The sequence below is a fragment of the Streptomyces umbrinus genome, assembly GCF_030817415.1.
GTDB lineage: Bacteria > Actinomycetota > Actinomycetes > Streptomycetales > Streptomycetaceae > Streptomyces > Streptomyces umbrinus_A.
The window spans coordinates 4,349,755-4,376,408 of record NZ_JAUSZI010000002.1 but is presented as its reverse complement, the minus strand read 5'-3'; the positions used below and the strand labels follow the sequence as shown (position 1 = coordinate 4,376,408).

23 protein-coding genes are annotated in these 26,654 nt (G+C 69.9%); 17 read left to right on the top strand and 6 right to left on the bottom strand.

Features of this window, described 5'->3' with window-relative positions:
- Nucleotides 1-35 precede the first annotated feature (35 nt).
- The 3 genes from QF035_RS19110 (at nt 36) to nudC (ending at nt 6,058) form a co-directional block, all read left to right on the top strand.
- Nucleotides 36-3,611, top strand: a complete 3,576-nt coding sequence (locus QF035_RS19110) for an ATP-dependent DNA helicase (protein WP_307521605.1) — start codon at nt 36-38, stop codon at nt 3,609-3,611.
- A gap of 10 nt (nt 3,612-3,621) precedes the next feature.
- The gene (locus QF035_RS19105; RefSeq protein WP_307521604.1) at nt 3,622-5,025 is read left to right on the top strand and encodes a dipeptidase; all 1,404 of its coding nucleotides are present in this window, start codon (nt 3,622-3,624) and stop codon (nt 5,023-5,025) included.
- 85 nt (nt 5,026-5,110) lie between these two features.
- Nucleotides 5,111-6,058, top strand: a complete 948-nt coding sequence (nudC, locus tag QF035_RS19100; protein WP_307521603.1) for an NAD(+) diphosphatase — start codon at nt 5,111-5,113, stop codon at nt 6,056-6,058.
- 12 nt (nt 6,059-6,070) lie between these two features.
- Here the strand turns inward: nudC and QF035_RS19095 are convergent, their stop codons facing one another.
- The gene (locus QF035_RS19095) at nt 6,071-6,313 is read right to left on the bottom strand and encodes a mycoredoxin (RefSeq protein ID WP_055610529.1); all 243 of its coding nucleotides are present in this window, start codon (nt 6,311-6,313) and stop codon (nt 6,071-6,073) included.
- Nucleotides 6,314-6,552: 239 nt separating this feature from the next.
- On the opposite strand from QF035_RS19095, the gene QF035_RS19090 reads away from it, so the two are divergent.
- The 5 genes from QF035_RS19090 (at nt 6,553) to QF035_RS19070 (ending at nt 10,425) form a co-directional block, all read left to right on the top strand.
- Nucleotides 6,553-8,757 (top strand): ATP-dependent DNA helicase UvrD2, encoded by a 2,205-nt coding sequence (locus QF035_RS19090; RefSeq protein ID WP_307521602.1) that lies wholly within the window; start codon nt 6,553-6,555, stop codon nt 8,755-8,757.
- A gap of 162 nt (nt 8,758-8,919) precedes the next feature.
- A complete protein-coding gene (locus QF035_RS19085; RefSeq protein ID WP_307521600.1) occupies nt 8,920-9,234 on the top strand; it encodes a hypothetical protein in 315 nt (104 codons plus the stop codon).
- 175 nt (nt 9,235-9,409) lie between these two features.
- On the top strand, nt 9,410-9,778 hold the full coding sequence (locus tag QF035_RS19080) for a WhiB family transcriptional regulator (protein ID WP_055610526.1): 369 nt from the start codon (nt 9,410-9,412) through the stop codon (nt 9,776-9,778).
- Nucleotides 9,775-10,098: a hypothetical protein gene (locus tag QF035_RS19075; RefSeq protein WP_307521599.1), complete on the top strand. Its 324-nt coding sequence runs from the start codon at nt 9,775-9,777 to the stop codon at nt 10,096-10,098. The genes QF035_RS19080 and QF035_RS19075 overlap by 4 nt, the downstream gene beginning before the upstream one ends.
- A 117-nt stretch (nt 10,099-10,215) precedes the next feature.
- Nucleotides 10,216-10,425, top strand: a complete 210-nt coding sequence (locus tag QF035_RS19070; RefSeq protein WP_307521597.1) for a hypothetical protein — start codon at nt 10,216-10,218, stop codon at nt 10,423-10,425.
- 17 nt (nt 10,426-10,442) lie between these two features.
- Here QF035_RS19070 and QF035_RS19065 read toward each other — a convergent pair whose 3' ends face one another.
- The gene (locus QF035_RS19065; protein ID WP_307521596.1) at nt 10,443-11,855 is read right to left on the bottom strand and encodes an ABC1 kinase family protein; all 1,413 of its coding nucleotides are present in this window, start codon (nt 11,853-11,855) and stop codon (nt 10,443-10,445) included.
- On the bottom strand, nt 11,848-13,041 hold the full coding sequence (locus QF035_RS19060) for a ThiF family adenylyltransferase (RefSeq protein ID WP_307531232.1): 1,194 nt from the start codon (nt 13,039-13,041) through the stop codon (nt 11,848-11,850). Before QF035_RS19060 ends, QF035_RS19065 begins: the two co-directional genes overlap by 8 nt.
- A gap of 210 nt (nt 13,042-13,251) precedes the next feature.
- On the opposite strand from QF035_RS19060, the gene QF035_RS19055 reads away from it, so the two are divergent.
- The 4 genes from QF035_RS19055 to QF035_RS19040 all read left to right on the top strand — a co-directional run bounded on the left by QF035_RS19055 (nt 13,252) and on the right by QF035_RS19040 (nt 17,178).
- On the top strand, nt 13,252-13,848 hold the full coding sequence (locus QF035_RS19055) for a M48 metallopeptidase family protein (protein WP_190229728.1): 597 nt from the start codon (nt 13,252-13,254) through the stop codon (nt 13,846-13,848).
- Nucleotides 13,849-14,000: 152 nt separating this feature from the next.
- Entirely contained in the window at nt 14,001-15,710 is a 1,710-nt protein-coding gene (locus QF035_RS19050) for a TerD family protein (protein WP_307521594.1), read from the top strand.
- A 14-nt stretch (nt 15,711-15,724) separates the two neighbouring features.
- A complete protein-coding gene (locus QF035_RS19045; protein ID WP_055610520.1) occupies nt 15,725-16,405 on the top strand; it encodes an AIM24 family protein in 681 nt (226 codons plus the stop codon).
- A gap of 17 nt (nt 16,406-16,422) precedes the next feature.
- Nucleotides 16,423-17,178, top strand: a complete 756-nt coding sequence (locus tag QF035_RS19040) for an AIM24 family protein (protein ID WP_307521592.1) — start codon at nt 16,423-16,425, stop codon at nt 17,176-17,178.
- Between the two features lie 157 nt (nt 17,179-17,335).
- Here the strand turns inward: QF035_RS19040 and QF035_RS19035 are convergent, their stop codons facing one another.
- Nucleotides 17,336-17,857: an NUDIX hydrolase gene (locus tag QF035_RS19035; RefSeq protein WP_307521591.1), complete on the bottom strand. Its 522-nt coding sequence runs from the start codon at nt 17,855-17,857 to the stop codon at nt 17,336-17,338.
- Nucleotides 17,854-19,293 carry a zinc-dependent metalloprotease gene (locus QF035_RS19030; RefSeq protein WP_307521590.1) on the bottom strand — a complete coding sequence of 480 codons (1,440 nt, stop codon included), beginning with the start codon at nt 19,291-19,293 and terminating at the stop codon, nt 17,854-17,856. The genes QF035_RS19035 and QF035_RS19030 overlap by 4 nt, the downstream gene beginning before the upstream one ends.
- A gap of 190 nt (nt 19,294-19,483) precedes the next feature.
- On the opposite strand from QF035_RS19030, the gene QF035_RS19025 reads away from it, so the two are divergent.
- The 4 genes from QF035_RS19025 to QF035_RS19010 all read left to right on the top strand — a co-directional run bounded on the left by QF035_RS19025 (nt 19,484) and on the right by QF035_RS19010 (nt 22,781).
- Nucleotides 19,484-20,596 (top strand): SDR family oxidoreductase, encoded by a 1,113-nt coding sequence (locus QF035_RS19025; protein WP_307521588.1) that lies wholly within the window; start codon nt 19,484-19,486, stop codon nt 20,594-20,596.
- Between the two features lie 222 nt (nt 20,597-20,818).
- Nucleotides 20,819-21,280, top strand: coding sequence for a molybdenum cofactor biosynthesis protein MoaE (locus QF035_RS19020; protein WP_143636469.1), 462 nt, complete (start codon nt 20,819-20,821; stop codon nt 21,278-21,280).
- A 146-nt stretch (nt 21,281-21,426) separates the two neighbouring features.
- Complete coding sequence (locus QF035_RS19015; protein ID WP_307521586.1) at nt 21,427-21,618, top strand: hypothetical protein; 192 nt, start codon at nt 21,427-21,429, stop codon at nt 21,616-21,618.
- A gap of 68 nt (nt 21,619-21,686) precedes the next feature.
- Nucleotides 21,687-22,781 carry a YlbL family protein gene (locus QF035_RS19010; RefSeq protein WP_307521585.1) on the top strand — a complete coding sequence of 365 codons (1,095 nt, stop codon included), beginning with the start codon at nt 21,687-21,689 and terminating at the stop codon, nt 22,779-22,781.
- Between the two features lie 231 nt (nt 22,782-23,012).
- On the opposite strand, the gene QF035_RS19005 is transcribed toward QF035_RS19010, so the two are convergent.
- The gene (locus QF035_RS19005; RefSeq protein WP_189837526.1) at nt 23,013-23,570 is read right to left on the bottom strand and encodes a PPA1309 family protein; all 558 of its coding nucleotides are present in this window, start codon (nt 23,568-23,570) and stop codon (nt 23,013-23,015) included.
- A 137-nt stretch (nt 23,571-23,707) separates the two neighbouring features.
- Here QF035_RS19005 and QF035_RS19000 point away from each other — a divergent pair, with 137 nt between their 5' ends.
- Nucleotides 23,708-26,635, top strand: a complete 2,928-nt coding sequence (locus tag QF035_RS19000) for a UPF0182 family membrane protein (RefSeq protein ID WP_307531230.1) — start codon at nt 23,708-23,710, stop codon at nt 26,633-26,635.
- Nucleotides 26,636-26,654 lie beyond the last annotated feature (19 nt).

Genomic DNA, 26,654 nt, shown 5'->3' with positions numbered 1-26,654 from the left:
ACCGGCTGTCAGTGGGCGCGGCTAGCCTCTCTGACGTGCCAGCCCGTATCTCTGACCCCGAGCAGCTCAAGGAGCTCCTCGGCATCCCGTTCACCCCGGAGCAGACGGCCTGCATCACCGCACCGCCAGCCCCGCAGGTGATCGTGGCCGGCGCAGGCTCCGGCAAGACCACGGTGATGGCCGCGCGCGTGGTGTGGCTGGTCGGCACCGGACAGGTCGCCCCCGAACAGGTCCTCGGACTGACGTTCACCAACAAGGCGGCGGGCGAACTCGCCGAGCGCGTACGGAAAGCCCTCATCAAGGCGGGCGTCACCGATCCGGACGTGATCGATCCGGACAACCCGCCCGGCGAGCCGGTCATCTCCACCTACCACGCCTTCGCGGGCCGCCTGCTGACCGACCACGGACTGCGCATCGGGCTCGAACCCACCGCGCGTCTCCTCGCCGACGCGACCCGCTACCAGCTCGCCGCACGCGTCCTTAGGGAGGCACCGGGGCCCTACCCCGCGCTCACCCGCTCCTTTCCCGACCTGGTCAGCGACCTTCTCACGCTCGACGCCGAGCTCGCCGAACACCTCGTACACCCCCAGGACCTGCGCGCCTACGACGCCGCGCTGCTGCGCGACCTGGCGAGCGTCAAGCTCACCAACGCCGACCTGCGCAAGGTCCCCGAGACGGCCGCCGCCCGGCGTGAACTGGCCGAACTGGTGAGCCGCTACAGGGCCGCCAAACGCGAGCGCGACCTCCTCGACTTCGGTGACCAGATCGCCCTCTCTGCGACGCTCGCCAGCACGCGCCCCGAGGTCGGCGGCATCCTGCGCGACGAGTTCCGAGTGGTCCTGCTCGACGAGTACCAGGACACCTCCGTGGCCCAGCGCATCCTCCTGGCGGGCCTGTTCGGCAGCGGCACGGGCCACCCGGTGACCGCCGTCGGCGACCCCTGCCAGGCGATCTACGGCTGGCGCGGCGCCTCCGTGGCCAACCTCGACGACTTCCCCGAGCACTTCGCCCACGCCGACGGCCGTCCCGCGACCCGCCAGTCGCTCAGCGAGAACCGCCGCAGCGGCGGCCGCCTCCTCGACCTCGCCAACGGCCTCGCCGAACCCCTGCGCGCCCTGCACGCGGGCGTGGAGGCCCTCCGCCCGGCCCCGGGCGCCGAGCGGGACGGCATGGTCCGCTGCGCCCTGCTGCGCACCCACGCCGAGGAGATGGACTGGCTCGCCGACTCCATCGCCCATCTCGTACGCACCGGAAAGGCGCCCGGCGAGATCGCCGTCCTGTGCCGTACAGCGACCGATTTCGCCGAGATCCAGGGCGCTCTCGTGGCCCGCGACATCCCCGTCGAGGTCGTCGGCCTCTCCGGGCTGCTGCACCTGCCCGAGGTCGCCGACCTGGTCGCCGTCTGCGAGGTCCTCCAGGACCCGGGCGCCAACGCCTCGCTGGTCCGCCTGCTCACCGGCCCGCGCTGGCGCATCGGCGCCCGCGACCTCGCCCTCCTGGGACGCCGGGCCCGTCTTCTCGTGTCGCACGCGCGCGTGGGGGCCGACGACGACCCCGACCGGCGGCTCGCCGCCGCCGTCGAGGGCATCGACCCGGCCGAGATCATCTCGCTCGCGGACGCCCTCGACACGTTCCTGGAGACACCCCTCGGAGGCCACGGGGACGACGACGGACTGCCCTTCTCCGCCGACGCCCGCGTACGGTTCGCACGCCTCGCCACCGAACTGCGCGACCTGCGCCGCTCGCTCTCCGACCCGCTCATGGACGTCCTGCACCGGGTCCTCGCCACCACCGGCCTGGAGGTGGAGCTCTCCGCGTCCCCGCACGCCCTGGCCGCCCGCCGCCGCGAGACCCTCTCCAACTTCCTGGACATCGCCGCGTCCTTCGCCGCCAACGAAGGCGAGGCCAGCCTCCTCGCCTTCCTCGGCTTCCTGCGCACCGCCGTCCAGTACGAGAAGGGCCTCGACAACGCCCTGCCGGGCGGCGAGAACACCGTCAAGGTGCTCACCGCGCACAAGTCCAAGGGCCTGGAGTGGGACGTCGTCGCGGTCCCCGGGCTAGTCACCGGCACCTTCCCCAGCAGCCAGGGCCGCGAGAAATGGACGGCCCAGGGCAAGGTCCTGCCGCACGAGCTCCGCGGTGACGCCGACACCCTGCCGGACATCGGCGCCTGGGACTCCCGCAGCATGAAGGCCTTCCACGAGGCCATGAAGGAGCACCAGCACACCGAGGAACTCCGCCTCGGCTACGTCACGTTCACCCGCCCCCGCTCCCTGCTGCTCGGCTCGGGCCACTGGTGGGGCCCCTCCCAGAAGAAGCCCCGCGGACCTTCCGACTTCCTGCACGAGCTGTACGCGCACTGCGAGGCCGGGCACGGCGAGATCGAGGCCTGGGCGGACGAACCCGAGGAGACCGAGGAGAACCCCGCGCTGCACGAGGCCCGCGGCGACCACGCCTGGCCGCTCCCGCTCGACGACGCGGCCATGGCCCGCCGACGCGCGGCCGCCCAGACGGTCCTGGCCCACCTGGAGTCCGGCCACTCCCACGAGACGGCCCATCCCTCGTCCCACGACGCCCCGGACTCGTACGACGACCCGGACTGGCCGCCTCCGCCCGAGGACGACGAACCGCCTTACGACGAGCCCCCTTACGGGGAGGACGACTTCCCCGATGAGCTTCCCTACGGGGACGACCTCCACGAAGAGACCGACTTCACAGACGAGGCGGCCCGCGGAGACTGGGACTCGTGGACCACGAACCGTCCCAGGGTTCCGCACCCCACCCAGTCTCCGGACGCGCACCCCATCCGCTCACCGGACGCGCGCCCACACCCTACGGAGACGCCGCGCCCCGTCTCCGAGACCAGGCACCTCACCCCGGAGGAAGCCCGCACCATCGCCTCCTGGGACCGCGACCTGGACGCCCTCACCGGAGAGCTCCTGCGGGCCCGCGAACGCGTCACGGACGTCACTCTGCCGGCCTCCCTGACCGCCTCCCAGCTGCTGCGCCTTGCCGCCGACCCGGACGACTTCGCACAGGAACTGGCGCGCCCCATGCCGCGCCCGCCCCAGCCGGCCGCCCGCCGAGGCACCCGCTTCCACGCCTGGGTCGAGGCCCGCTTCGAAGAGCTGCGACTGCCGATGCTGGAACCGGAGGAACTGCCCGGCAGCGAGGCCGAGATCGCCGACGAACGCGACCTGGAAGCCCTCAAGGACGCCTTCGAACGCACCCCGTACGCCCACCGCACCCCCTACCGCGTCGAGGCACCCTTCCAGCTCGCGATCGCCGGACGCGTCGTACGGGGCCGCATCGACGCCGTCTACAAAGAAGACGACGGCAACGGGACGACGTACGAGATCGTCGACTGGAAGACCAGCCGCGCCCGCAACGCCGACCCCCTCCAGCTCGCCCTCTACCGGCTCGCCTGGGCCGAGCAGCACGGCGTACCCCTGGAATCAGTACGGGCCGCCTTCCTGTACGTGCGCAGCGGCGAGGTCGTACGTCCCGGGAGCCTGCCCGACCGGGCCGCACTGGAGCGGCTCCTCCTCGAAGAACCACCCGATGGGGTCCCCGAGGAACCGCCGGACCAGCACGCGCGCGTGGACGGCTAGGCTCGTGACCATGAGCAAGACTCCGGACAGCGCCGTCCGCGCGTACATCGAGCAGCACCGCGCCGCCTTCCTCGACGACCTCGCCGAGTGGCTGCGCATCCCGTCCGTGTCGGCCCAGCCCGAACACGCCGCGGATGTACGGCGCAGCGCCGACTGGCTCGCCGCCAAACTCCAGGAGACCGGCTTCCCGACCTGCGAGGTCTGGGCGACACCAGGTGCCCCGGCCGTCTTCGCCGAATGGCCCTCCGACGACCCGCAGGCACCCACGGTCCTCGTCTACGGACATCACGACGTCCAGCCCGCGGCTCGTGAGGACGGCTGGGACAGCGACCCCTTCGAGCCCGTCGTCCGCGGAAACCGCCTCCACGCGCGCGGGGCGGCCGACGACAAGGGCCAGGTGTTCTTCCACACACTCGGCGTCCGCGCACACCTCGCCGCCACCGGCCGCACCGCCCCCGCCGTCCATCTGAAGCTGCTCATCGAGGGCGAGGAGGAGTCCGGCTCCCCGCACTTCCGCGCACTCGTCGAAGAGCGGCAGGACCGCCTCGCCGCCGACGCCGTGATCGTCTCCGACACCAGCATGTGGTCCGAGGACACCCCCACCGTGTGCACCGGCATGCGCGGTCTCGCCGAATGCGAGATCGAGCTTCACGGGCCCGACCAGGACATCCACTCCGGCGCCTTCGGCGGCGCCGTACCCAATCCGGCCACCGCCGCGGCACGCCTCGTCGCGGACCTGCACGACGAGCACGCGCGCGTGGCCGTCCCCGGCTTCTACGAAGGCGTCACCGAACTCACCGACCGCGAGCGCGAACTCTTCGCCGAACTGCCCTTCGACGAGCAGGAGTGGCTGCGCACCGCCAGGTCGACGGCCACCCACGGAGAGGCCGGACGGACCACCCTGGAGCGGATCTGGGCCCGGCCGACCGCAGAGGTCAACGGCATCGGAGGCGGCTACCAAGGCCCCGGCAGCAAGACGATCATCCCCTCATCGGCGATGGTGAAGCTCTCCTTCCGGCTCGTCGCCGGACAGGACCCCGACCACATCGAGAAGATCGTCCGGGCCTGGACCGCAGAGCGGATACCCGCCGGAATTCGCCACGAGATCACCTTCGCCGCCGCCACGCGCCCGTGCCTCACACCGCTCGACCACCCGGCACTGCAGTCCGTCGCACGCGCCATGGGCCGCGCCTTCGAGCAGGAGATCCGCTTCACCCGCGAGGGAGGATCAGGGCCCGCCGCGGACCTCCAGGACGTCCTCGTCGCACCCGTGCTGTTCCTCGGCATCTCCGTACCGTCCGACGGCTGGCACGCACCCAACGAGAAGGTCGAACTCGACCTGCTTCTCAAGGGCGTCGAAACCACCGCCTACCTGTGGGGCGACCTGGCCGAGAACTGGCGCGATGCACACTGAAAAAGCCCCGTCGCACACGTCCTGCCGTACAGCCGCTGAACCACCCGCCGAAACAACCGTTCCACCGGGGGAGTTGGAAGCACCCGTGACCACCTGGACCGACCACACCGCCGACCGTCCCATCTCGCTCACCGCCCCGAGCGGCATCGACCGGGCCGCCCACCACCGGCTCGACGAGGCCTGGCTCGCCGCGGCGTGGAGCCACCCCACCACCCGCGCCTTCGTGGTCTCCGGCGGCCAGGTCCTCATCGACGAGACGGCGGACGGCACCACCGAGCTCGTCATGACCCCGTCCTTCGAAGCGCCCCTCACCGAAGCACACCGCTACTTCCTGGGCACCGACGACGACGGCGTCAGCTACTTCGCACTCCAGAAGGACGCCCTTCCGGGCCGTATGGACCAGTCCGCGCGCGCGGCAGGCCTGCGCGAAGCCGGCCTGCTCCTCTCACAGCGCGACGCCGGCCTGATGGTGCACGCGGTCGCCCTGGAGAACTGGCAGCGCCTGCACCGCTTCTGCTCCCGCTGCGGCGAACGTACGGTGATCGCGGCGGCCGGTCACATCCGCCGCTGCCCCGCCTGCGGCGCCGAGCACTACCCGCGCACGGACCCCGCTGTGATCATGGCCGTCACCGACCATGAGGACCGCATCCTCCTCGGCCGGCAGGTCCACTGGCCCGAAGGGCGCTTCTCCACCCTTGCCGGATTCGTCGAGCCCGGTGAGTCCATCGAGCAGTCGGTCCGGCGCGAGGTCTTCGAGGAGGCCGGGGTCACCGTCGGAGAGGTCGAGTACATCGCCAGCCAGCCCTGGCCCTTCCCCTCCAGCCTCATGCTGGGCTTCATGGCCCGCGCCACCTCGGCGGAGATCAACGTCGACGGCGAGGAGATCCAGGAAGCCCGCTGGTTCTCCCGCGAAGACCTGCGGGCCGCCTTCGAGTCCGGGGAGGTCCTGCCTCCGTACGGCATCTCGATTGCGGCCCGCCTGATCGAGCTCTGGTACGGCAAGCCCCTGCCGACGCGCGGAACGGCCGCCTGAGGCACGTACCGACTACGCGCCGATCTTCTGCTTGACCTGCGCCAGCGAAGGGTTCGTCAGCGTCGAACCGTCCGGGAAGAGGACGGTGGGAACCGTCTGGTTCCCGCCGTTCGCCTTCTCCACGAAGGCCGCGGACGCCGGGTCCTGCTCGATGTTGATCTCGTTGTACGTGATGCCCTCGCGGTCCATCTGGCCCTTCAACCGGCGGCAGTAGCCACACCACGTGGTGCTGTACATCGTCACAGTGCCCAGCATGTCTCTCATGCTCCTTCGCTGCAGGGAGTGCGTGTTCGCAGTGATGGAACGTACGCGACCTGGCCGCCATTCCCATACGGGGCAGGGGAGAGAGCCGGTCCACACGGCGGAGGACGGCTCCGGCGAAAGGCGCGCTGACGCTGGTGCCGAACCGAGCGACTGCCGCATTAGTACGACTGCGAGCGCCTCCCTGTGGACAACCGGCGCACCCGTCTCCGCCGACCTGGCAGCATGGCGGGGTGACAGCAGCAACGCATTCCACCCTCTTCCCGCAGGCCCCTGACACGGCCGACGCGGTACTGGAAGGGCTCGACCCCGAGCAGCGCGAGGTCGCCACCGCCCTGCACGGCCCGGTGTGCGTGCTGGCGGGAGCCGGTACGGGCAAGACCCGCGCCATCACCCACCGCATCGCCTACGGAGTGCGCGCGGGGATCCTCCAGCCCTCCAGCGTGCTCGCCGTCACCTTCACCAACCGCGCCGCCGGAGAGATGCGCGGCCGGCTCCGCCAGCTCGGCGCCTCCGGAGTCCAGGCCCGCACCTTCCACTCCGCCGCCCTGCGTCAGCTCCAGTACTTCTGGCCGAAAGCCGTCGGAGGCAGCCTGCCGCGGATCGTCGACCGCAAGATCCAGCTCGTCGCCGACGCCGCGGCCACCTGCCGCGTGCGCCTCGACCGCGGCGAGCTGCGGGACGTCACCGCCGAGATCGAATGGTCCAAGGTCACCCAGACCGTCCCCTCCGACTACGCCGCCGCCGCGGCCAAGGCCGGCCGCGAGGCCCCCCGCGACCGCGCCGAGATCGCCCAGCTCTACGCCGCGTACGAGGATCTCAAGCGCGACCGCAGCGTCATCGACTTCGAGGACGTCCTGCTGCTGACCGTCGCCATCCTCCAGGACCAGCACGACATCGCCGAGGCGGTCCGCGCCCAGTACCAGCACTTCGTGGTCGACGAGTACCAGGACGTCAGCCCCCTCCAGCAGCGCCTCCTCGAACTGTGGCTCGGCGAGCGCGACAGCCTCTGTGTCGTCGGCGACGCCAGCCAGACCATCTACTCCTTCACCGGCGCGACCCCCGACCACCTCCTCGACTTCCGCACCCGCCACCCCGGAGCCACGGTCGTCAAACTCGTCCGGGACTACCGCTCCACCCCCCAGGTCGTCCACCTCGCCAACGGCCTGCTCGCCCAGGCCCGCGGCCGCGCCGCCGACCACCGCCTGGAGCTGATCTCCCAGCGCACCGCGGGCCCCGAACCCGGCTACGCCGAATACACCGACGAGCCCGCCGAGGCCGAAGGAGCCGCCCGCCGCATCCGCGACCTCATCGCCTCCGGCATCCCCGCGAGCGAGATCGCGATCCTCTTCCGTACGAACTCGCAGTCCGAGATCTACGAACAGGCCCTAGCCGACGTCGCGGTGCCCTACCAACTGCGCGGAGCCGAGCGCTTCTTCGACCGGCCCGAGGTGAAGAGAGCCATCCACGCCCTGCGCGGTGCGGCCCGCTTCGGGGGCAACGACTCACTCCTCGACGACGCCCCGGACCTGCCCTCGCAGGTGCGAGCCGTCCTCTCAGGAGACGGCTGGACCCACCAGCCCCCCGCGGGCTCCGGGGCCGTCAGAGAGCGCTGGGAGTCCCTCGCCGCCCTCGCCCACCTGGCCCAGGACTTCGCCGCCGCCAAGCCCGACGCCACCCTCGGCGACCTCGTGGCCGAACTCGACGAACGCGCCGGCGCCCAGCACGCCCCGACCGTCCAGGGCGTCACCCTGGCCTCCCTCCACTCCGCCAAGGGCCTGGAGTGGGACGTCGTGTTCCTGGTCGGCGTCGCCGAAGGCATGATGCCGATCACCTACGCGAAGACCGAGGAACAGATCGAGGAGGAGCGCCGCCTCCTCTACGTCGGCGTCACCCGGGCCAGAGAGCACCTCTCCGTCTCCTGGGCGCTGTCCCGCTCACCCGGCGGCCGGCCCAACCGGCGCCCCAGCCGCTTCCTCGACGGACTGCGCCCCGGCTCCGTCACCACGGCGAACCGCGGCGGCGCGGCAGGCCCCCTCGGCTCGGGCGGCATCGAGCGCGGCGCTCCCGGCAGCGCTCCGGGCGTCACCCGACGGGCGAACCGCACCCCCGCCCGCTGCCGGGTCTGCGGCCGCACCCTCAACGAGGCCGGCGAGATGAAACTGATGCGCTGCGAGGACTGCCCGTCCGACATGGACGAAGGCCTCTACGAGCGGTTGCGCGACTGGCGGGCGGTCCAGGCGGAGCGCAGCGGGCAGCCGGACTTCTGCGTCTTCACGGACAAGACCCTGATGGCCATCGCGGAAGCGGTGCCGTCCACTCCGGTCGAGCTGTCCCGCATCCCGGGGGTCCGCGCCCGCAAGCTCAACCGCTACGGGGCCGACGTACTCGCCATCTGCGCAGGTCAGGAACTTGAGGATGGTGCAGACGAGGACTGATTCAAACTCGTCGAGAAAATAGTTTGCGCATGCCCCAGCAATCCCCATAGGTTCTAAAGCACGGAAACGGCGGCCTTCTCGAAGGCCCTGGTTCCGTGCTGTACTTAATAACCGTCGGACCGGCTCGCCCGGTCCCAGAGACGCCGAGAGGAGGCGATTCCAGTGATCAGCATCAACAGCAGCTCCGTCAGCACCGCCAAATTGACCGATCGCTCGGTCGTCTCCACGTGCCTGCTCGGCTTCTCGAACCTGGGCACCGGTCTGTCCGGCATTCCTGCCGTCCGGCCGGCGTCCTCCGTGTCTCTCTCGGGTCTCCCTGTCCGTGAGCGCAATGAGCGACCGATGAAGGCACTGGAAGCAGTAGAGGCACAGGCGCAGGCCTATGCCTTTGCGGCCACCGGTGCCGGAGCCGCCAAGCAGACGCACCACACGATGTGGGCCTTCCGTGGGCCTGAACCCTGGAGTGATCCAGCCTGATCGACGATCAGGCCGGCGCCTTCAGGGCCGCGGAACCCCACCCGGGATCCGCGGCCCTTCTGTTTGTCCCCGAACAGGGACGACAGAGCGAAGGGGCCTCGGGACAAGAAAAGAACCCGGTACCAGCCGCCAACCGGCCGACCCGGCCGGCACGACCAGACGAGGAAGACCAACCGTGCAACTCGAAGCGCACGCCCCGTCCGTACCGCCTTCCGAAACGATCCCCCCGCCCGGCCTCACGGAGGACTCCACCTTGATCCCGCTCACTGCGCTCACCGCGCTCGACGACGCCATCGAGAACCTCGGCGTACCCGTCCCCTGCCGCTCCTACGACCCGGAGGTCTTCTTCGCCGAGTCGCCGGCCGACGTCGAGTACGCCAAGTCCCTCTGCCGCACCTGCCCGCTGATCGAGGCCTGCCTCGCCGGCGCCAAGGAGCGGCGTGAGCCCTGGGGCGTCTGGGGTGGCGAGCTCTTCGTCCAGGGTGTCGTTGTCGCCCGGAAGCGGCCGCGTGGCCGCCCGCGCAAGAACCCGGTTTCGGCATGAACACCCTAGGAACGATCGATCGCCCCCTGACGCACGACCCCAAGAAGCAGGTCCCGATGAAGCCGTCCACCAGCGAGCCCGCCGGCTCCGCGACCCCAGACTTCACCTCCACCGGCGCGAACGACACGCGCCAGAACAGGACCCGAGAGATGCAACTCATCCCAGAAGCCCTGGCTCGTGCGCATATGCACGACCGGCTGCATGAGGCGGAGCAGGAACGCCGGGCGATGCGCCTGGTGACCGCCCGCCGCATGCAGCGCCGTGCCGAGCGCGCCTCACGCCGCGCCCGCCGCGCACTGGCCATGGCGGTCATGCAGTAGAGCCGTTTTCGCAACGGCGACAGAAGCAACAGCTGATGCGGGGGCCGGTCCGAACGGACCGGCCCCCGCGGTGCGTTGTGCCTCACCAACCGTGGATCCCGGAGTTATCGTCACCACGTGACGAGTCTTCCCGGGGACAGTGACAGCGGCGGCTCCACCCCGGAGCCCCGGCCCATCGCGTGCGCCCGCTGCGGCGCGACGGCGGAGGAACCGCCACTCACCTGGACCTTCTCCGTGGAGAACGGCACCCGCCACTACATCTGCGACGGCTGCGCCCGGGCCAACCTCAGAGCGATCGAGGGCCGACTGGACTCGACTTGGTGGTGAGCTCCGGAGTCCCAAGCTCACGCCCCAGCCGCTGAGTCCTCCTCCGTCAGTGTCTGGTCGTCGTCCAGGACGAATCCCGGCAGCCACTCCTCCAGCTCGTCCCGCAGTCGTACTGTCGCTCCCAGCTGGCACAGCACGCCGATGGTGCTCAAGGTCACTCGGTGTATCAGCAGGTACGCCGGGGGCAGGTTGAGTTGTTTGCCGAGTTGGTGGGCGGGGGAGCGGGGGTCGGCGATGCGGGCCGCCTGGCTGCGCATCCAGCCGCGGGTGAAGGTGAACTCGTCGGCCTGGGCCGGCTCGATGATGGGGAGCAGGTAGTCCAGTACGGCGTCCGGGTCGAGCTCTATGGACTCCTTGACGAAGCCCTCCTCGCGGAGCAGGTCGTAGACCGCCTCGGCGTCGCCGTCGAGGGTCATGCGGAGCGAGTCGCCGATCGTCGCAGGAAGGCCGCCCGGCAGGCGGTCCACCGTGCCGAAGTCCAGGACGCCGAGCCGCCAGCCGCCCTTGCCGCCGGAGCCCTCGGCGTCTTCGGCGACTTCGGCGTCCTCGGGGTCGTCCGGCAGGAGACGGAAGTTGCCCGGGTGAGGGTCGGCGTGCAGCAGGCCGGTGCGGGACGGGCCCGAGAAGAGGAAGCGGGCCAGGAGCTGGCCTGCCCGGTCCCGCTGCTCCTGCGTACCGTCGGTGATCACCTCGGACAGGGGGATCCCGTCGATCCACTCCGTCACCAGGACCTGCTCGCACTGATGGACCACCGCCGGCACGAGGACGTCCGGGTCGTCCGCGAACTCCTCCGCGTGCGCCCGCTGTGCCTGTGCCTCCAGGGCGTAGTCGAGCTCCTCGGACACCCGGTCGCGCAGCTCCGCGATGAGCGGCTTGATGTCCATGCCGGGAATCAGCGGTCCCAGGAGGCGGGCAAAACGTCTCAATTGGTTCAGATCGGACAGTAGAGCCTCACCCGCCCCGGGGTACTGCACCTTGACCGCGACCTCCCGGCCGTCGTGCCACACCGCCCGGTGCACCTGGCCGATCGAGGCCGCCGCGGCGGGCGTGTCCTCGAACTCCAGGAACAGGTCGTGCCAGTCCTCGCCGAGCCGCTCCGCCAGCACGGAGTGCACCGTGCGGGTCGGCATCGGCGGAGCCGCTTCCTGGAGTTTCGTCAGCGCCGCGCGGTAGGGACCCGCGACCTCCTCGGGCAGCGCCGATTCGAAGACGGACATGGCCTGCCCGAACTTCATGGCGCCGCCCTTGAGCTCGCCGAGCACCTTGAAAAGCTGCTCCGCCGTGCGCTGTTGCAGCTCGCGACCCACGAGCTCGGCGGACTTGCCGCCGATTCGTTTGCCGAGTCCCCAGGTCGCCCGCCCGGCGAAGCCGAGCGGTAGTGCGGCGAGCTTGGCGGTTCGGGTGACCGCCTTCCGGGGAAGATCAGACATGCGCCCTCCAAGTACCGGACAGCCGTGCCGCGTGCGGCTGTTGCCCGGCCATTGTCTCGTGCGGCCCTTCGTCGTCCGAGGTCTGCTCCCCCTTACCTTTCTCCGCGGCCCCGCAACGGCATGCGGGATGCTCCCACACCGGCGTCGAGTGCCAGTCGAAACCAGGCACCGAGACCTCCCAGCGGGCCCCCGCACTCGACGGCAGTTCCCCGTCCAGAAAAGCGAGGGCATGCCCCGCGGCCAGACCGGCGACCGCCGTGGACAGCGCCAGATCACACGCCTGTACGTGACGGGACTGGGCGGAACGCCACTGCGCCAGCAGGCGTGGCCAGGTCGGGTCCCGGTCGGTGCGTCCCAGATCCAGGCAGCCCGCGCAGGCCGTGTCGCCCGGCAGGACGAGCGGGCCGACGACTCCCGTGCCCTCCACCACCCCGGCGTACAGATGGGGTGTTCCGGAGCCGATCAGCGGCTCGGTGGCCGACGGGTCGGGCGCGTGGACGGCGAGACCGTCCCGGGGGGTGACGATCACGAGGGAGAGGCCCGGATCCTCTTCTTCGGCGGCCGGGCGTGCGCTGCCGCGCCGGGGCGGGCGGTTCGGTGCCGCACGGCGCACCGCACGGCGTGCGGCCTCGTCCCTGCGCTCGCCGATGGATTCGACGGGCAGCCCGCCCGGAGCCACGTCCCACGGCTCGACGCAGCCGCCGTCCTGCACGTCGACCTGGCCCACGCCGGCTCCCGCCAGCGCCGCGGCCAGTACCACTCCCACCCGGCCCGCGCCCCGTACCTGTACGCGCAGCGAGCGGCGGGCCGCCAGTCGGCGCATGGCCTCGCCCGGTCCGGGAGTGACCAGGGAGAGCGATGCGACGTCGGGCCGCAGCCGGTCCAGGACCGCCGGTTTCTTGCGCAAAGCGTCGGCGGCCGCGCCGCCGCCCGTCGCGTCGTCCAGCAGTCCCGCCTGGGCCAGCCGCTCCACCAGACCGTCGACATGGCCGTCGGGCAGACCCATGCGGCGCCCCTCGTCGCGTAACAGCGGCAGTCCGCGGGTGCCGTCGAACAAGGTCAGGAGGCTGCCCGTCGCCGTGTCCATCGGGCCGAGCACCATCGCGTGTGCGGGTGCCATCCCGAACTGCACGGTGTTGAGATCCCGCCAACCGCGCCGCAGCGCGGGTTTCACCATCGGATGCATGACCGACCCCCGTACGTCCCCGTTGTGCCGACGGCTGTTCGTCCTGCTCCGCCGGTCGGATGTCAGCATGCCCGCATTGCCCGGCGCGTGCCGAAAGTTGTCCACAGGCGGTGGATATTCGTCGTACAAATCGAGCGCGTGGGGTGCGGTTCGGCATCGATGCGTCCCGGAGGCGGGACTTCCCCCGTGTGCAACGGGTAACGTCGGGGCGTGCCCGCCGACCCACTGCACCGCGCCGGAAACCCACAGCGCAGCACGACGAGCCAGCCGCCAAGCGGCTCGGGGGCGAGCGCGATCGAGGTCCGCAGGAGCGCGCGACGGCGCAGAACGGTCTCCGCGTACCGTGAAGGCGATCGCACCGTCGTGCTCATCCCCGCCCGCATGTCCGAGGCGGAGGAGCAGCGCTGGGTGAGCGTCATGCTCGACAAGCTGGCCGCCCAGGAGAACAAGCGGGTCCTCGGCGACACGGAGCTGTCCGAGCGGGCCGCGCGCCTCTCCGATCTGTACTTCGACGGCCGGGCCCGGCCCACTTCGGTCCGCTGGGTCACCAATCAGAACACCCGCTGGGGCTCGTGCACCCCCGCCGAGGGCAGTATCCGTCTTTCGCACCGGCTGCAGGGCATGCCCGAATACGTCGTCGACTACGTCCTCGTCCATGAACTCGCGCATCTGCTCGTTCCCGGCCACGGCCCCGATTTCTGGCGGCTCCTGGAGGCCTATCCGCGGACCGAGCGGGCCCGCGGCTACCTCGAAGGGGTTGTCGCCGCCGACCGGCTGCCCCACCTGCCCGCCACCCGGGGCGAGTGACGTCGGCCTGACGCCCGTCCGCGCCGAAACCCTGCCAGGACCGCTCGAAGCAGGGATTCTGTACCGGGTCTGTACCGGCTTCGTCCGCGGCCGGATTTTGCCGTTAGCCTGACGCGACGCACTCGTATCGGGATGGGGGACGGTCGTTACGCATGGCCAGGGAATTCCAACGCGGCCACAAGGCCAAGATCAGTGACCTCACCGCGGGCACCGATCTGTACGTGGGTGTGCAGATCACCGGCCCCGGACTGAGCTTCGACATCAGCTGCTTCGGTCTCGACGCCGACGAACAGCTTTCGGACGACCGGTTCTTCGTCTTCTTCAACCAGCCGAAGACCCCCGAAGAGTCCATCCAGCTTCTCGGTGCGCAGGCGGGTGACACGGAGTCCTTCCGCGTCACGCTCGACAGGATCCCGTCGCAGATCCAGAAGCTGTCCTTCACGGCGACGATCGACGGCGCCGGACAGATGTCGCAGGTTGCCCCCGGGTACCTCCGCATCGTCGCGGGCGGCGAGGAGGTGGCCCGCTACTCGTTCAACGGTGGCGAGTTCTCCACCGAACGCGCCGTGATGCTGGGCGACTTCTACCTCAAGGACGTATGGCGGTTCGCCGCGGTCGGACAGGGCTTCGACGGCGGGCTCGACGCGCTGCTGAAGAACTTCGGCGGCGAGGTCGCCGAGGAGGAGCCTGCGGCTCCGGCACCGGGGGCCGCCGCGCCCTCGTTCGCGCCGCCCGCCCAGGGCGCCGCACCGCCCGCGTTCGGCGCCCCGGCAGGCCCCGCCGTGCCGGCTCCAACACCTGCTCCGCAGCCTGCCGCCCAGGGTTTCGCACCGCCCCAGGGAGCCACGCCACCGCCGGCCCCCGCGCCGTCGGTACACGCGGCGCCGACCATCATCGCGCCCATGACCCCGCCCGGCGGCGCCCCGGTACCGCCTCCGGCTCCCGCCCCGGCGCCCTACGGGCAGCCCGGCCAGCAGCAGCCTCCGTACGGCCAGGCCCCCGGCCAGACCGCACCCCTGCCGCCCGGCTACGGCCAGCCCCAGGCACCTCAGGCACCCGCCCCGCCCCCGGGCTACGGCCAGCCGACCCCGCCTCCGGGCTACGGTCAGCAGCCGCCGTTCGGCCACGTGCCCGGTCAGCCCGGCGCGCCGGGTGCGCCCACCGCCTACGGAGTCCCTCAAGGCGCTCCCCAGGGAGGCGCCGGTGTCACCGCGGCGCTGCAGGCGTACAAGGAGACGCCCACCGGGCAGCGCTGGACCCAGCAGAACAAGAAGATGGTCCGTGTCGACCTCGGCATGGGCGGCGACCAGGCCGTGCTGGCCCGCCAGGGCAGCATGGTGCTCTACCAGGGCAAGGTCGACTTCAGCTACAAGGGCGCCGGATTCTCCGGGCGGATCGTGGGCAACGCGACCGGCCAGGAGATGCAGCTCATGCGCTGTTCGGGCCGCGGCCAGGTCTTCCTCGCGGAGAACGGCGCCATGCTGCACCCCATCGAGCTGCAAGGAGACGCCGTCTGTGTCTCCGCGGAGAACGTCCTGGCCTTCGACGAGACGCTGCAGTACGAGGTGCGTCGCGTCGAAGGACACGGCATCCCCGGCGGAGCTCTGTTCACGATGCAGTTCCAGGGCACCGGCACGGTCGTCGTGAAGACGCGTGGCGTGCCCGTGGTCCTGCCCGTGACGCCGACGACGTTCGCCGACTGCAACGCCGTCGTCGCGTGGTCCGCAGCCTCCCAGGTGATCGTCTCCAGCCAGGTGAGGATGCGCAGGAACGCCTACCCGGGCGACACCGGCGAGAGCGTGAACCTCCAGTTCCGCGGCGCGCCCGGCAATTTCATCGTCGTCCAGCCGTACGAGGTCTGAGGGAGCCCGTCCTAATGAACCAGCAGCTCGCGGGCTTCGCCCCGGCACCCGTTGCCGCACGCATGGAGAACCACGGCAACCACATGCTCAAGGTCGCCATGCAGACCGGAAACGACCTCCTCGCGCGCGTGGGGTCGATGGTCGCCTACGAAGGCTTCGTCCAGTACGAGCCGAATCCGCCGGCCGTGCGCCAGATCGCCAAGGACTGGATGACCGGCGAGGGCGCACCCCTGATGAAGTGCTCCGGAGACGGTCTGCTGTACCTCTCCGACTACGGGGCGAACGTCGTCGTCATCAACCTCAACGGCGACGCGATCTCCGTCAACGCCACCAACCTGCTCGCCTTCGACGCGCACCTCACCTGGGGCGTCGAGCGCGTCAAGGGGCTGGCGAAGTTCGCCGGACAGGGCCTGTGGAACACCAAGATCTCCGGGCAGGGCTGGGTCGCCCTGACCTCCCGGGGCAAGCCCATCGTCGTCGACTGCGGCGGCGGCGAGGACGAGACGTACGTCGACCCGGACGCGCTCGTCGCCTGGTCCCCGAACCTCAAGGTGAAGGGCAAGCGCAGCTTCAAGGCGCAGTCCCTGATCGGGCGGGGCAGCGGCGAGGCCTTCCAGATGGCCTTCTCCGGACAGGGCATCGTCGTCGTCCAGCCCAGCGAGGACAGCACCGACCGCCTCCGGGTACGGGGCTGAGGGGGAGCACACACACCATGCAGAGCCCGCTTTTCGCCTACAACGACCAGCAGTCCCAGGAGCGCTACAGCCTGCAGAACAAGCAGATGCTGCGCGTCGTCCTGGAGGGCCACGACGACATGCTGGCCCGCAAGGGCACCATGGTCGCCTACCAGGGCCTTGTGGAGTTCGACGCCGAGTACCAGAACTCCGGTCAGCAGCGTTCACGCGCGCACACCGGAGAGGGCCTCGACCTGATGCGCTGCCACGGGCAGGGCACCGTCTACCTGGCCAACCTCGCCCAGCACATCCATGTGGTGGACGTGGACCAGGACGGCCTCACCGTGGACAGCAGCTACGTCCTCGCGATGGACTCCTCGCTGCACCACGAGGTGATCGCCGTGGACAGCCAGTACGGGATCTCCGGCTCCGGCAAGTACCAGCTCAACATCACCGGGCGCGGCAAGGTCGCCCTGATGACGTCGGGCATGCCGCTGATGCTTCAGGTCACGCCGGACCGGTACGTCAACTGCGACGCCGACGCGATCGTCGCCTGGTCGACGAGTCTGCGCGTACAGATGCAGGCCCAGACCCACTCCTCCGGCGTGTTCCGGCGCCGCGGCAACACCGGTGAGGGCTGGGAGCTCAGTTTCATGGGCCAGGGGTACGCGCTCGTCCAGCCCAGTGAGATGCTGCCGCCGCAGAACGCGGCGATCGGGTCGGGCCTTTCTGCCCAGTACGGGATGGGGCAGCAGGGGGCCCGGGGGCAGAACCAGGGCAACGCCTGGAGTTAGGACCTTTCGCCCGGCACTCTTCGGAGTGCCCCGCGAAAGCTCCGGGGCCGGGGGTTGGCCGCGGGTCCGCCGTGGCTGGGCGCGCAGTTCCCCGCGCCCTTGTCAGCGTGTGTGTAAGGGGCGGCCGCTATTGCGGCCGCCCCTTACACATGCCTCTTCAGAGCCTTGCTCGTGTTGCACTCAGCAGGCGTACGACCGAGTCGTCCGCCACCTTCGCCACCTCGTCGTACGGGAACCAGCGCAGGTCGAGGGACTCGTCGCTGATCTCCTGGACGGCGCCCGGCTCGGCCACGACCGCGTACTGGACGTCGAAGTGGCAGTGGCAGGGCGGCGGGATGGGGTGCCGGTCCAGTCGTACGGGACCGCCCGGGAGCAGGGTCAGGCCCGCGATGCCCGACTCCTCCGTGGCCTCGCGCAGGGCCGCGGCCTCCAGCGTGGCGTCACCGGGCTCGCAGTGGCCACCCATCTGGAGCCACATCCGCAGCTTTTTGTGAAGCGTCAGCAGCACCCTGCCGTGCCCGGGATCGATCACCAGGGCGCTCGCGGTGACGTGCCCGGCCGTGCAGGCCTTCCACATACCGTCCGGATGCGCCTCCAGATGGTCGAGATAGGCCTGGCGCAGCTCCTCCTGGCCCTCGATGCCCTTCAGGACCAGGACGGCGTCGTCGTACAGGCTCACTTGTCGTCGTCGCCCTTTTCCTCGCCCTTTTCGTCGTCCCTGGGCTCGTCCTTCGTGAGGTTCGGCTTCTCGGAGGGGCCGCTCGCGGCCTCGCCGAGCATCTTGTCGAGCTCGGAGAAGTCCAGCTGCTCGCGGTGCACGAAGCCGTCCGGGTCGTCCAGGTCGGAGGCGGTCGGCAGCATGTCCGGGTGCGCCCACAGGCCGTCGCGGCCGTCGACACCGCGCGCGTCCGTGAGCGAGGCCCACAGGCGCGAGGCGTCCCGCAGGCGGCGCGGGCGCAGCTCCAGGCCGATCAGTGTGGCGAAGGTCTGCTCGGCGGGGCCGCCCGTGGCACGGCGGCGGCGCAGCGTCTCCCGCAGCGCGTCGGCGGACGACAGACGCGGCTTCGCGGCCGAGTGGACCACCGCGTCCACCCAGCCCTCGACGAGCGCGAGCGCCGTCTCCAGGCGGGCCAGGGCGGCCTTCTGCTCGGGCGTGTCCTCCGGCTGGAACATGCCCTGCTGGAGTGCCTGCTGCAGCTCCTCCGGGTTCTGCGGGTCGAACTGGCCGACCACGTCCTCCAGCTTCGCCGTGTCGACCTTGATCCCGCGCGCGTACCCCTCGACCGCGCCGAACAGGTGCGAGCGCAGCCACGGCACGTGGGCGAAGAGCCGCTGGTGGGCGGCCTCGCGCAGGGCGAGGTAGAGCCGCACCTCCTCCTGGGGGACGCTCAGGTCCTTGCCGAACGACTCGATGTTCAGCGGCAGCAGCGCGGCCTTGCCGACCGGGCCGAGCGGCAGGCCGATGTCGGTCGAGCCGACGACCTCGCCCGCGAGCACGCCGACAGCCTGCCCGATCTGCGTGCCGAACATGGCCCCGCCCATGGAGCGCATCATCCCGAGGAGCGGGCCCGCCATGGCCTGCATCTCCTCGGGCAGTACGTCGCCCATGGCCGCGCCGACCCGCTCGGCGACCGGGTCGACGAGCTCCTTCCACACCGGCAGGGTCGCCTCGACCCACTCCGCGCGGCTCCAGGCCACAGCGGAGCCGGCGCCGGACGGCAGCGACGTCGCGTCGTCCAGCCACAGGTCGGCCAGGCGCACCGCCTCGTCGACCTGGGTGCGCTCGGCGGGGCCGATGCTCGCGTCCTTGGTGCCGTCGGGAGTGCCCTGGGACACCGTCTGGCGGGCGATCTGCTTGGCCATGTCCCAGTTCACCGGCCCGCCCTCGTACGAGAGCATCTGGCCGAGCTGCTGGAACGCGGCGCCCAGGTCGTTGGGGTTCAGCGAACCGAACATGGCTGCGAGCGGGTTGTCGCCACCCGGTCCTCCGGGCCCGAAACCGAACGGGTTGGCAGGTCCCTGACCACCACCGCTCTGCTGGTCCTTCTTCTTGCCCTCGTCGCCGTCGTCCGGCTCCTCCGGCGGAAGGCCGAATCCGAATGGGGTGTCACTCACGGGATTCCTCGGCTGTTAAGGCCGCCGGTTCGCTCCGACGGCGGCTGCCCTACATCACCACCCAGCGTAGACACCACAACCGGTTCGGGCCTCGGTGCTTCGCCGACTCAGCGGCTGCGGCAGGATGGATGCCACCTGGTACGTACGCGTCACGCGCGTTCTTACTGAAGACAACCGCTGGAGACGCCCGGTGAGTTCCCCAGATCCACAGGTTCGCGCAGCGCGAAACCCTTCAACCAATCCGGCCCTACGCGGCCCAGTCGTCGCGATCACCGGCGCCGCGGCCGGAATCGGCGCGATGCTCACCGAGCGGCTCGCCGCCAGCGACGAGATCAAGCAGGTCATCGCCATCGACGAGCGGCGCGGGGAGTGCGCCGCCGCGCAGTGGCACATCCTGGATGTCCGGGATCCGGCGATCGCCGAGAAGCTGCGCGGCGCGGACGTCGTGGTGCACCTCGCGCTCGATCTCGACCTGGAGACGGATCCGGCCGCACGTACGGCCTACAACGTGCGGGGGACACAGACCGTGCTGACGGCCGCCGCCGCGGCCGGGGTGCACCGTGTCGTGCTGTGCACCTCGGCGATGGTCTACGGAGCCCTGCCCGACAACGAACTGCCCCTCTCCGAAGACGCCGAACTGCAGGCGACCGCGGAGGCCACAGGCGTGGGGGACCTCCTGGAGGTCGAGCGGCTCGCGCGGCGGGCGCCGCGTGCGCATCCCGGGCTCAACGTCACCGTCGTACGGCCTGCCGTGCTGGTCGGAGGCACCGACACGGCGCTCACCCGGTACTTCGAGTCGCCCCGGCTGCTGGTCGTCGCCGGGTCCCGGCCCGCCTGGCAGTTCTGCCATGTCGAGGATCTGTGCGGGGCTCTGGAGTACGCCGTTCTGGAGAAGGTCGAAGGGGAGCTGGCCGTCGGGTGCGAGGGGTGGCTGGAGCAGGAGGAGGTCGAGGAGCTCAGCGGGATCCGGCGGATGGAGTTGCCGTCGGCCGTCGCGCTGGGGGCCGCGGCTCGGCTGCACCGGATCGGGCTCACGCCGTCTCCGGCGGGGGATCTCGCCTACACGATGTATCCCTGGGTGGTGAGCGGGAGCCGGCTGCATGATGCCGGGTGGCGGCCGCAGTGGACCAATGAGGAGGTCCTTGCGGAGCTTCTGGAGGAGGTTGCCGGGCGGCACACGCTGGCCGGGCGGCGGCTCGGGCGGAAGGATGCCACTGCCGCGGGGGCCGCGGGGGCGACTGTTGCTCTGTTGGGTACGGCTGCGTTGGTGCGGCGGGCTCGGAAGGCTCGGCGGCGGATCTGAGACGGTGGGGTTGTCGGCGTGGGGGTTTTTCGCCCCCGCCGCCCCTTCCCATTCCCGTCCCTTTCTGGGGGCTCCGCCCCCAGGCCCCCGTATCGCGCTGAACGCGCTCGTCCTCAAACGCCGGACGGGCTGAGCCCCTGTAGGAGGCTCCAATCGTGCACGCGCGTGTGCGGGAGGAAATCCGTATTCCGTGGGGTTGGCGGAGTGGGGCACGATGGGGGTATGGCACCCATGAATGATCATCCCGGTGAGCAGGCCGCTCAGGAGCCCATCAAGCTGCTGGCGATTCGGGAGACCGCTCTCTCCTTGGACGAGGTTTTCCGGGCTGTCGGGGACGATGCCTCCGGGGGAACCGCGCTGTTCGTGGGGACCGTGCGGAATCATGACGGGGGAGCCGATGTCGACGCGCTCGGCTACTCGTGCCATCCGAGTGCCGAGGCGGAGATGCGGCGGGTCGCCGAGAAGGTCGTCGCCGAGTATCCGGTGCGGGCGCTCGCCGCGGTGCACCGAATCGGTGACCTTCGGGTGGGTGATCTCGCGGTGGTCGTCGCCGTTTCCTGTCCGCATCGGGGCGAGGCGTTCGAGGCCTGCCGGAAGCTGATCGACGATCTCAAGCACGAGGTACCGATCTGGAAACACCAGACGTTTTCCGACGGTACGGAGGAGTGGGTCGGGGCCTGTTGAGGTCACACTGGTCACCTGAGACGCAGGTGCCACTTCTGTCCGTCGTTCCGGTTGCGTAACCCGACCCCTGCCGTGAGCGTTGAACATGCGGATGGTTAATCTGCTGATCAGTCAGTTGCGGTCGCTCATGGGGTTGGGAGGTCGGCATGGCGGCGCTCGCCTGGTTGCTGATTCCGCTTTTGGCCGCGATCGGCGCCGGACTGTGGGGCAGTTGGGCCGGACGGAACCGAAAGACCCTCGGAGACGGCAGCGAGCTCGCGGGCTACACACGCTTCCGCGAGGCCATGGAGAAGTCGGAGAACCCGGAGAAGTCGGAGCAATTGCGCACGGATGCCTGACCGGCCCGGATTCCCCGGACGGACGGCCCTGACGGTGCGCTGACAGACCGGTCCCGTACTGTCGTTCCATGCCACGCCGCACCGCGACGATGCTCGCCTCCACCCTGATGCTGATCGCGCTCCTGTGCGCGGGAGTCTTCATCAATGTGCCGTATTCGGAGATGTCACCGGGTCCGACGGTGAACACGCTCGGTGAGCACGACGGCGAGCCGGTGCTCCAGATCTCAGGTCGCAAGACCTACGCGACGACCGGGCATCTGAACATGACCACCGTCCGGGTCACCAGCGCCGACTACAAGATGAACCTCGTCGAGGCCGTGTACGGGTGGCTGGCCCACGACAACAAGGTCGTTCCGCACGACACCCTCTATCCGAACGGCAAGACGGAGGAGCAGTCGACACAGGAGAACGCCGAGGAGTTCAGCCAGTCCCAGGAGAGCGCCAAGGTGGCGGCCCTCAAGGAACTGAAGATCCCGGTGAAGTCCTGGGTGATCGTCTCCACCGTCGTCAAGGACACCCCCGCCGAGGGCAGGCTGCACGCCGGTGACGTCATCAAGGCCGTCGACGGTACGACGGTGAAGGCGCCCGACGACGTCGCGAAGCTGGTCACCAAGCACAAGCCCGGTGAGAAGGTCGTCTTCACGATCGTGCCTGCCAAGGAACAGGCCGCCGCCGAGAAGGAGAACCGGACGGCGACCAAAACCGAGGAGATCACGATCACCACCGCCAAGTCCGACGACACCGGCGAGCAGCGTGCGATCGTCGGCATCTCGGCCGGGACCGACCACACGCTTCCGTTCGCCATCGACATCAAGCTCGCCGACGTAGGCGGCCCGAGTGCCGGCCTGATGTTCGCCCTCGGCATCGTCGACAAGCTGACGCCGGGCAACCTCACCGGCGGCAAGTTCGTCGCCGGCACTGGCATGATCACCGACGACGGCAAGGTCGGACCGATCGGCGGCATCGAGATGAAGACTGTCGGCGCCCGCGACAAGGGCGCCCAGTACTTCCTGACGCCCAAGGACAACTGCGCGGCCGCCTCCCGTGACGTCCCCGAGGGGCTCACCCTCGTCAAGGTCGACACCATCGACGACGCGATGAGCGCCCTGAAGGACATCCGCGGCGGCAAGACGGCCGACCTGCCGAATTGCACCAAGAGCTAGGGCCTGTCTGGCAATTCCCTCCCCCCAGCCTCCGGCCGGGAGGTGCCCCCAGCCTCGCGACGCCATGCATGCACTCTCGCCGCACCGGGCGCAGACCCAAGTACGTCCAGTACGAGGATCTACGCCCGGCGCACCGAGAGCACGCACCTGACGCCGCCAGGCCGCCCTCCGGGCGACGACGGGAATTGCCGGACAGGCCCTACCGCACCCGGCGGGCCGGCCCGCTCCGCGCTACTCCGCGAACGTCGCCGTCAGGGCGTCGGCCAGGCCCGGCACGAGGTCGGAGCCGGTGAGCACGTCCGTCGCCGCGTCCTTCTCGCGCAGCCGCAGCGCCGACTCGCGCTTCCCGCCGCGCAGCACCGCGACGGTCATCCGGACCTCCTGGCGCTCCGGGTGCTCGGCGACCCACTTCGCCAGCCGCTTCTCGTCGAGGCCGTCCGGTACGGACGCCTCCGCGGACGGCGGGAGCATCAGCCGCTCCACGGACAGGGCGCAGCCGACCACAGCGTCCGGCCAGGCGATGGTGCCGAGGAACTCGTCCAGCGGGCTGCCCGCGGGGAGTTCGTCCTGCTCAATCGGGGTAAGGGTGCCCTCTGGGGCGTCTTCGGTCAGGCCGAGGCGCTCGGCGAGCCCCGGTTCCTGGGAGCGCAGCCGGCCGGTGTCGACCAGGGCGAAGAGGCGGGCGGGCTGGTCCCAGCCGAGCCCCGCTACGTACTCGTCGATCTCGAGGACGGCACGGGTGAGGGGCCCGGCCGCCATGGGTGTGCCTGAGGAGGCGGTGTTGGACATGGTCACAATCCTGCCTCGTTCGGCCCCCGAAGCGGGAACCGAGTAAAGCATCAGTAAGTTGCATAGATGTGGCCCGGCGTTTGCGGGGCCCCCAGATACCAACAGCGAACTTCGAGGTGCGCACCTTGGCTTTCCAGATGCCGGACCGCGGCGGAGGCCCGACGGGGCCACGGATCAGAGTGGGCCGACCGTCCCGGCGCGTCCGGACCCTGCTCATGACACTGGGTGTACTGGCCGTGCTGGCCATGGCCTTCGTCATGTTCGCGGGGTTCTGGACGGACTGGCTCTGGTATCGATCGGTCAAGTATTCGTCCGTCTTCACGACCACCCTGTGGACCAAGATCGGCCTGTTCTTCGTCTTCGGACTGCTGATGGCCACGGCCGTCGGTGTGAACATCTGGCTGGCCCACAGGTTGCGGCCGCCACTGAGCGCCATGTCGATGGAGCAACAGAGCCTCGACCGCTACCGCATGGGCGTGGCCCCGTACAAGAAGTGGATTCTTCTCGGGATCACCGCCCTGGTCGGGCTGATCGCGGGCGCCTCCGCGGCGGGCCAGTGGCGTACGTGGCTGCTCTGGGTGAACGGAGTGCCCTTCAACCAGAAGGACCCCCAGTTCCACCTGGACATCGCCTTCTACGCCTTCGATCTGCCCTGGTACCGCTTCCTGCTGGGCTTCGGATTCGCTGCCGCGATCCTTTCGGTGATCGCCGCCGCGCTGACCCACTACCTGTACGGCGGGCTGCGCATCACCAGCCCCGGAGCGCGCGCCACGGCCGCGGCCACCGGGCATCTCTCCGTGCTGCTCGGTCTCTTCGTCGCCCTGAAGGCGGTCGCGTACTGGCTCGACCGGTACGGCCTCGCGGTGAAGTCCAGTGACTTCAAGGCGACGGACAACTGGACGGGCCTCAGGTACGTCGACGCGAACGCGTATCTGCCCGCCAAGACGATCCTGTTCTGCATCGCCGTCATCTGCGCCCTGCTGTTCTTCGCCACCCTGTGGCGGCGCACCTGGCAGCTGCCCGTCATCGGCTTCGGCCTGATGGTGCTCTCGGCGATCCTGATCGGCGGTCTGTACCCGGCGATCGTCCAGAAGTTCCAGGTCCAGCCGAACGAGCAGGCCAAGGAAGCGCCGTACGTCGACAAGAACATCAAGGCGACGCGCGAGGCCTACGGCATCGACGACGCCAAGGTGACGGACTACTCCGGCAAGGGCGGCACGGAGAACGCGGAGCAGATCCGCAAGGACGCCGAGTCGGCGGCCAGTTACCGGCTGATCGACCCGAACGTCGTCTCGCCCGCCTTCCAGCAGCTCCAGCAGGAGCGCAAGTACTACCAGTTCCCCTCCACGCTCGATGTCGACCGGTACACGGACGCCAACGGCAAGGAGCAGGACACCGTCATCGGTCTGCGCGAGCTGAACCTGAACGGCATCCCGAAGAGCAACTGGATCAACGACCACTTCACGTACACCCACGGCTACGGCGCGGTCGCGGCCAGGGGCACGGCGACCGGTTCCGATCCGCCGGGTTCTCCGGACTTCTCCGAGTCGGGGCTGCCGACCACCGGTGACCTCGGCAAGTACGAGCAGCGGATCTACTACGGGGAGAAGACCGAGCAGTACTCCATCGTGGGCGGCCCGCAGAAGGAGCTCGACTACGAGGAGAACGGCGAGAAGACCACCAGCTACAAGGGCAAGAGCGGCGTCAACCTCGCCAACCCGATCAACCGCGCCGCGTACGCGGTCGCGTTCGGCGAGCCGCAGATGTTCTACTCGGGCGCGATCGGCGAGGGTTCCCGAATCCTCTACAACCGCACGCCCAAGGAGCGCGTCGAGGCCGTGGCCCCGTGGCTGACCATCGACGGCGACGCCTATCCGGCGATCGTGGACGGCAAGATCCAGTGGATCGTCGACGCCTACACGACGACCAACGGGTACCCCTACGCCTCCCGTACGACGCTGGGGGACACCACGGCGGACTCGCTGACCGACAACCAGCGGGCGGTGGTGGCGCAGCAGAACCGCGTCAACTACATCCGCAACTCGGTGAAGGCGACCGTCGACGCGTACGACGGCTCGGTCAAGCTCTACCAGTGGGACACCAAGGACCCGGTCCTCAAGACCTGGATGAAGGCGTTCCCCGACACGGTGAAGCCGAAGACCGACATCAGCGACTCGCTGATGGAGCACCTGCGCTACCCGCAGGACCTGTTCAAGGTCCAGCGCGAGCTGCTCACCCGCTACCACGTCACCGACGCCGCCCAGTTCTACAGCGGCAGTGACGCCTGGCAGGTGCCGGACGACCCGACCAACAAGGACAGCAGTGCGGTCCCGCCGTACTACCTGAGCCTGAAGATGCCGGGGCAGAACGCGCAGCAGTTCTCGCTGACCACGACCTTCACGCCCAACGGGCGCCCGAACCTAGGGGCGTTCATGGCGGTGGACGCCGACGCGGCCAGTAAGGACTACGGCACGATAAGGCTGTTGAGAGTGACCTCCACGGTGAGAGGTCCACAACAGGTGCAGAGCGAGCTCAACAGCAACGCCGACGTCGCCGAGTTCGTCCGCAACCTCAGAGGTACGGACTCCGACATCGAGTACGGAAACCTGCTGACCGTGCCACTCAACGGCGGGTTCCTGTACATCGAGCCGGTGTACGCGCGCGGCGGCACGTCCAACTACCCGCTGCTGAGGAAGGTGGGCGTCGCCTACGGCGACCAGACCGTCTTCAAGGACACCCTCGCCGAAGGGCTGAACACGGTCTTCGGAGTGGACGGCGAGGACACCACCGAGCCACCACCCAAGGACGGTGAGACCCCGAAGCCACCGACGACGGGCGACACCGACCTGGCGAAGGCCATCGCCGACGCCGAGGACGCCTACACGGCCGGCGAGGAAGCGCTCAAGAAGGGCGACTGGGAGGCGTACGGCAAGGCCCAGGAGGACCTTCAGGACGCGCTCCAGCGCGCCTCCGAGGCCGAGCAGAAGGCCAGCTCGGCCAGTGGTGCCAACGGCGACGCCGACAAGGAAAAGAGCGGTCAACAGGACGGTGACCAGGGCAGTTGAGTAGTCCCACCCCGCGCCG

Bases quoted from the DNA above. Each gene is read 5' to 3' on its own strand.
- QF035_RS19105 (WP_307521604.1), top strand. From the start codon at position 3,622: ATGAGCAAGACTCCGGACAGCGCCGTCCGCGCGTACATCGAGCAGCAC.
- QF035_RS19095 (WP_055610529.1), bottom strand. From the start codon at position 6,313: ATGCTGGGCACTGTGACGATGTACAGCACCACGTGGTGTGGCTACTGC.
- QF035_RS19075 (WP_307521599.1), top strand. From the start codon at position 9,775: ATGAACACCCTAGGAACGATCGATCGCCCCCTGACGCACGACCCCAAG.
- QF035_RS19065 (WP_307521596.1), bottom strand. From the start codon at position 11,855: ATGTCTGATCTTCCCCGGAAGGCGGTCACCCGAACCGCCAAGCTCGCC.
- QF035_RS19060 (WP_307531232.1), bottom strand. From the start codon at position 13,041: ATGCATCCGATGGTGAAACCCGCGCTGCGGCGCGGTTGGCGGGATCTC.
- QF035_RS19050 (WP_307521594.1), top strand. From the start codon at position 14,001: ATGGCCAGGGAATTCCAACGCGGCCACAAGGCCAAGATCAGTGACCTC.
- QF035_RS19045 (WP_055610520.1), top strand. From the start codon at position 15,725: ATGAACCAGCAGCTCGCGGGCTTCGCCCCGGCACCCGTTGCCGCACGC.
- QF035_RS19040 (WP_307521592.1), top strand. From the start codon at position 16,423: ATGCAGAGCCCGCTTTTCGCCTACAACGACCAGCAGTCCCAGGAGCGC.
- QF035_RS19020 (WP_143636469.1), top strand. From the start codon at position 20,819: ATGGCACCCATGAATGATCATCCCGGTGAGCAGGCCGCTCAGGAGCCC.
- QF035_RS19015 (WP_307521586.1), top strand. From the start codon at position 21,427: ATGGCGGCGCTCGCCTGGTTGCTGATTCCGCTTTTGGCCGCGATCGGC.
- QF035_RS19010 (WP_307521585.1), top strand. From the start codon at position 21,687: ATGCCACGCCGCACCGCGACGATGCTCGCCTCCACCCTGATGCTGATC.
- QF035_RS19005 (WP_189837526.1), bottom strand. From the start codon at position 23,570: ATGTCCAACACCGCCTCCTCAGGCACACCCATGGCGGCCGGGCCCCTC.
- QF035_RS19000 (WP_307531230.1), top strand. From the start codon at position 23,708: ATGCCGGACCGCGGCGGAGGCCCGACGGGGCCACGGATCAGAGTGGGC.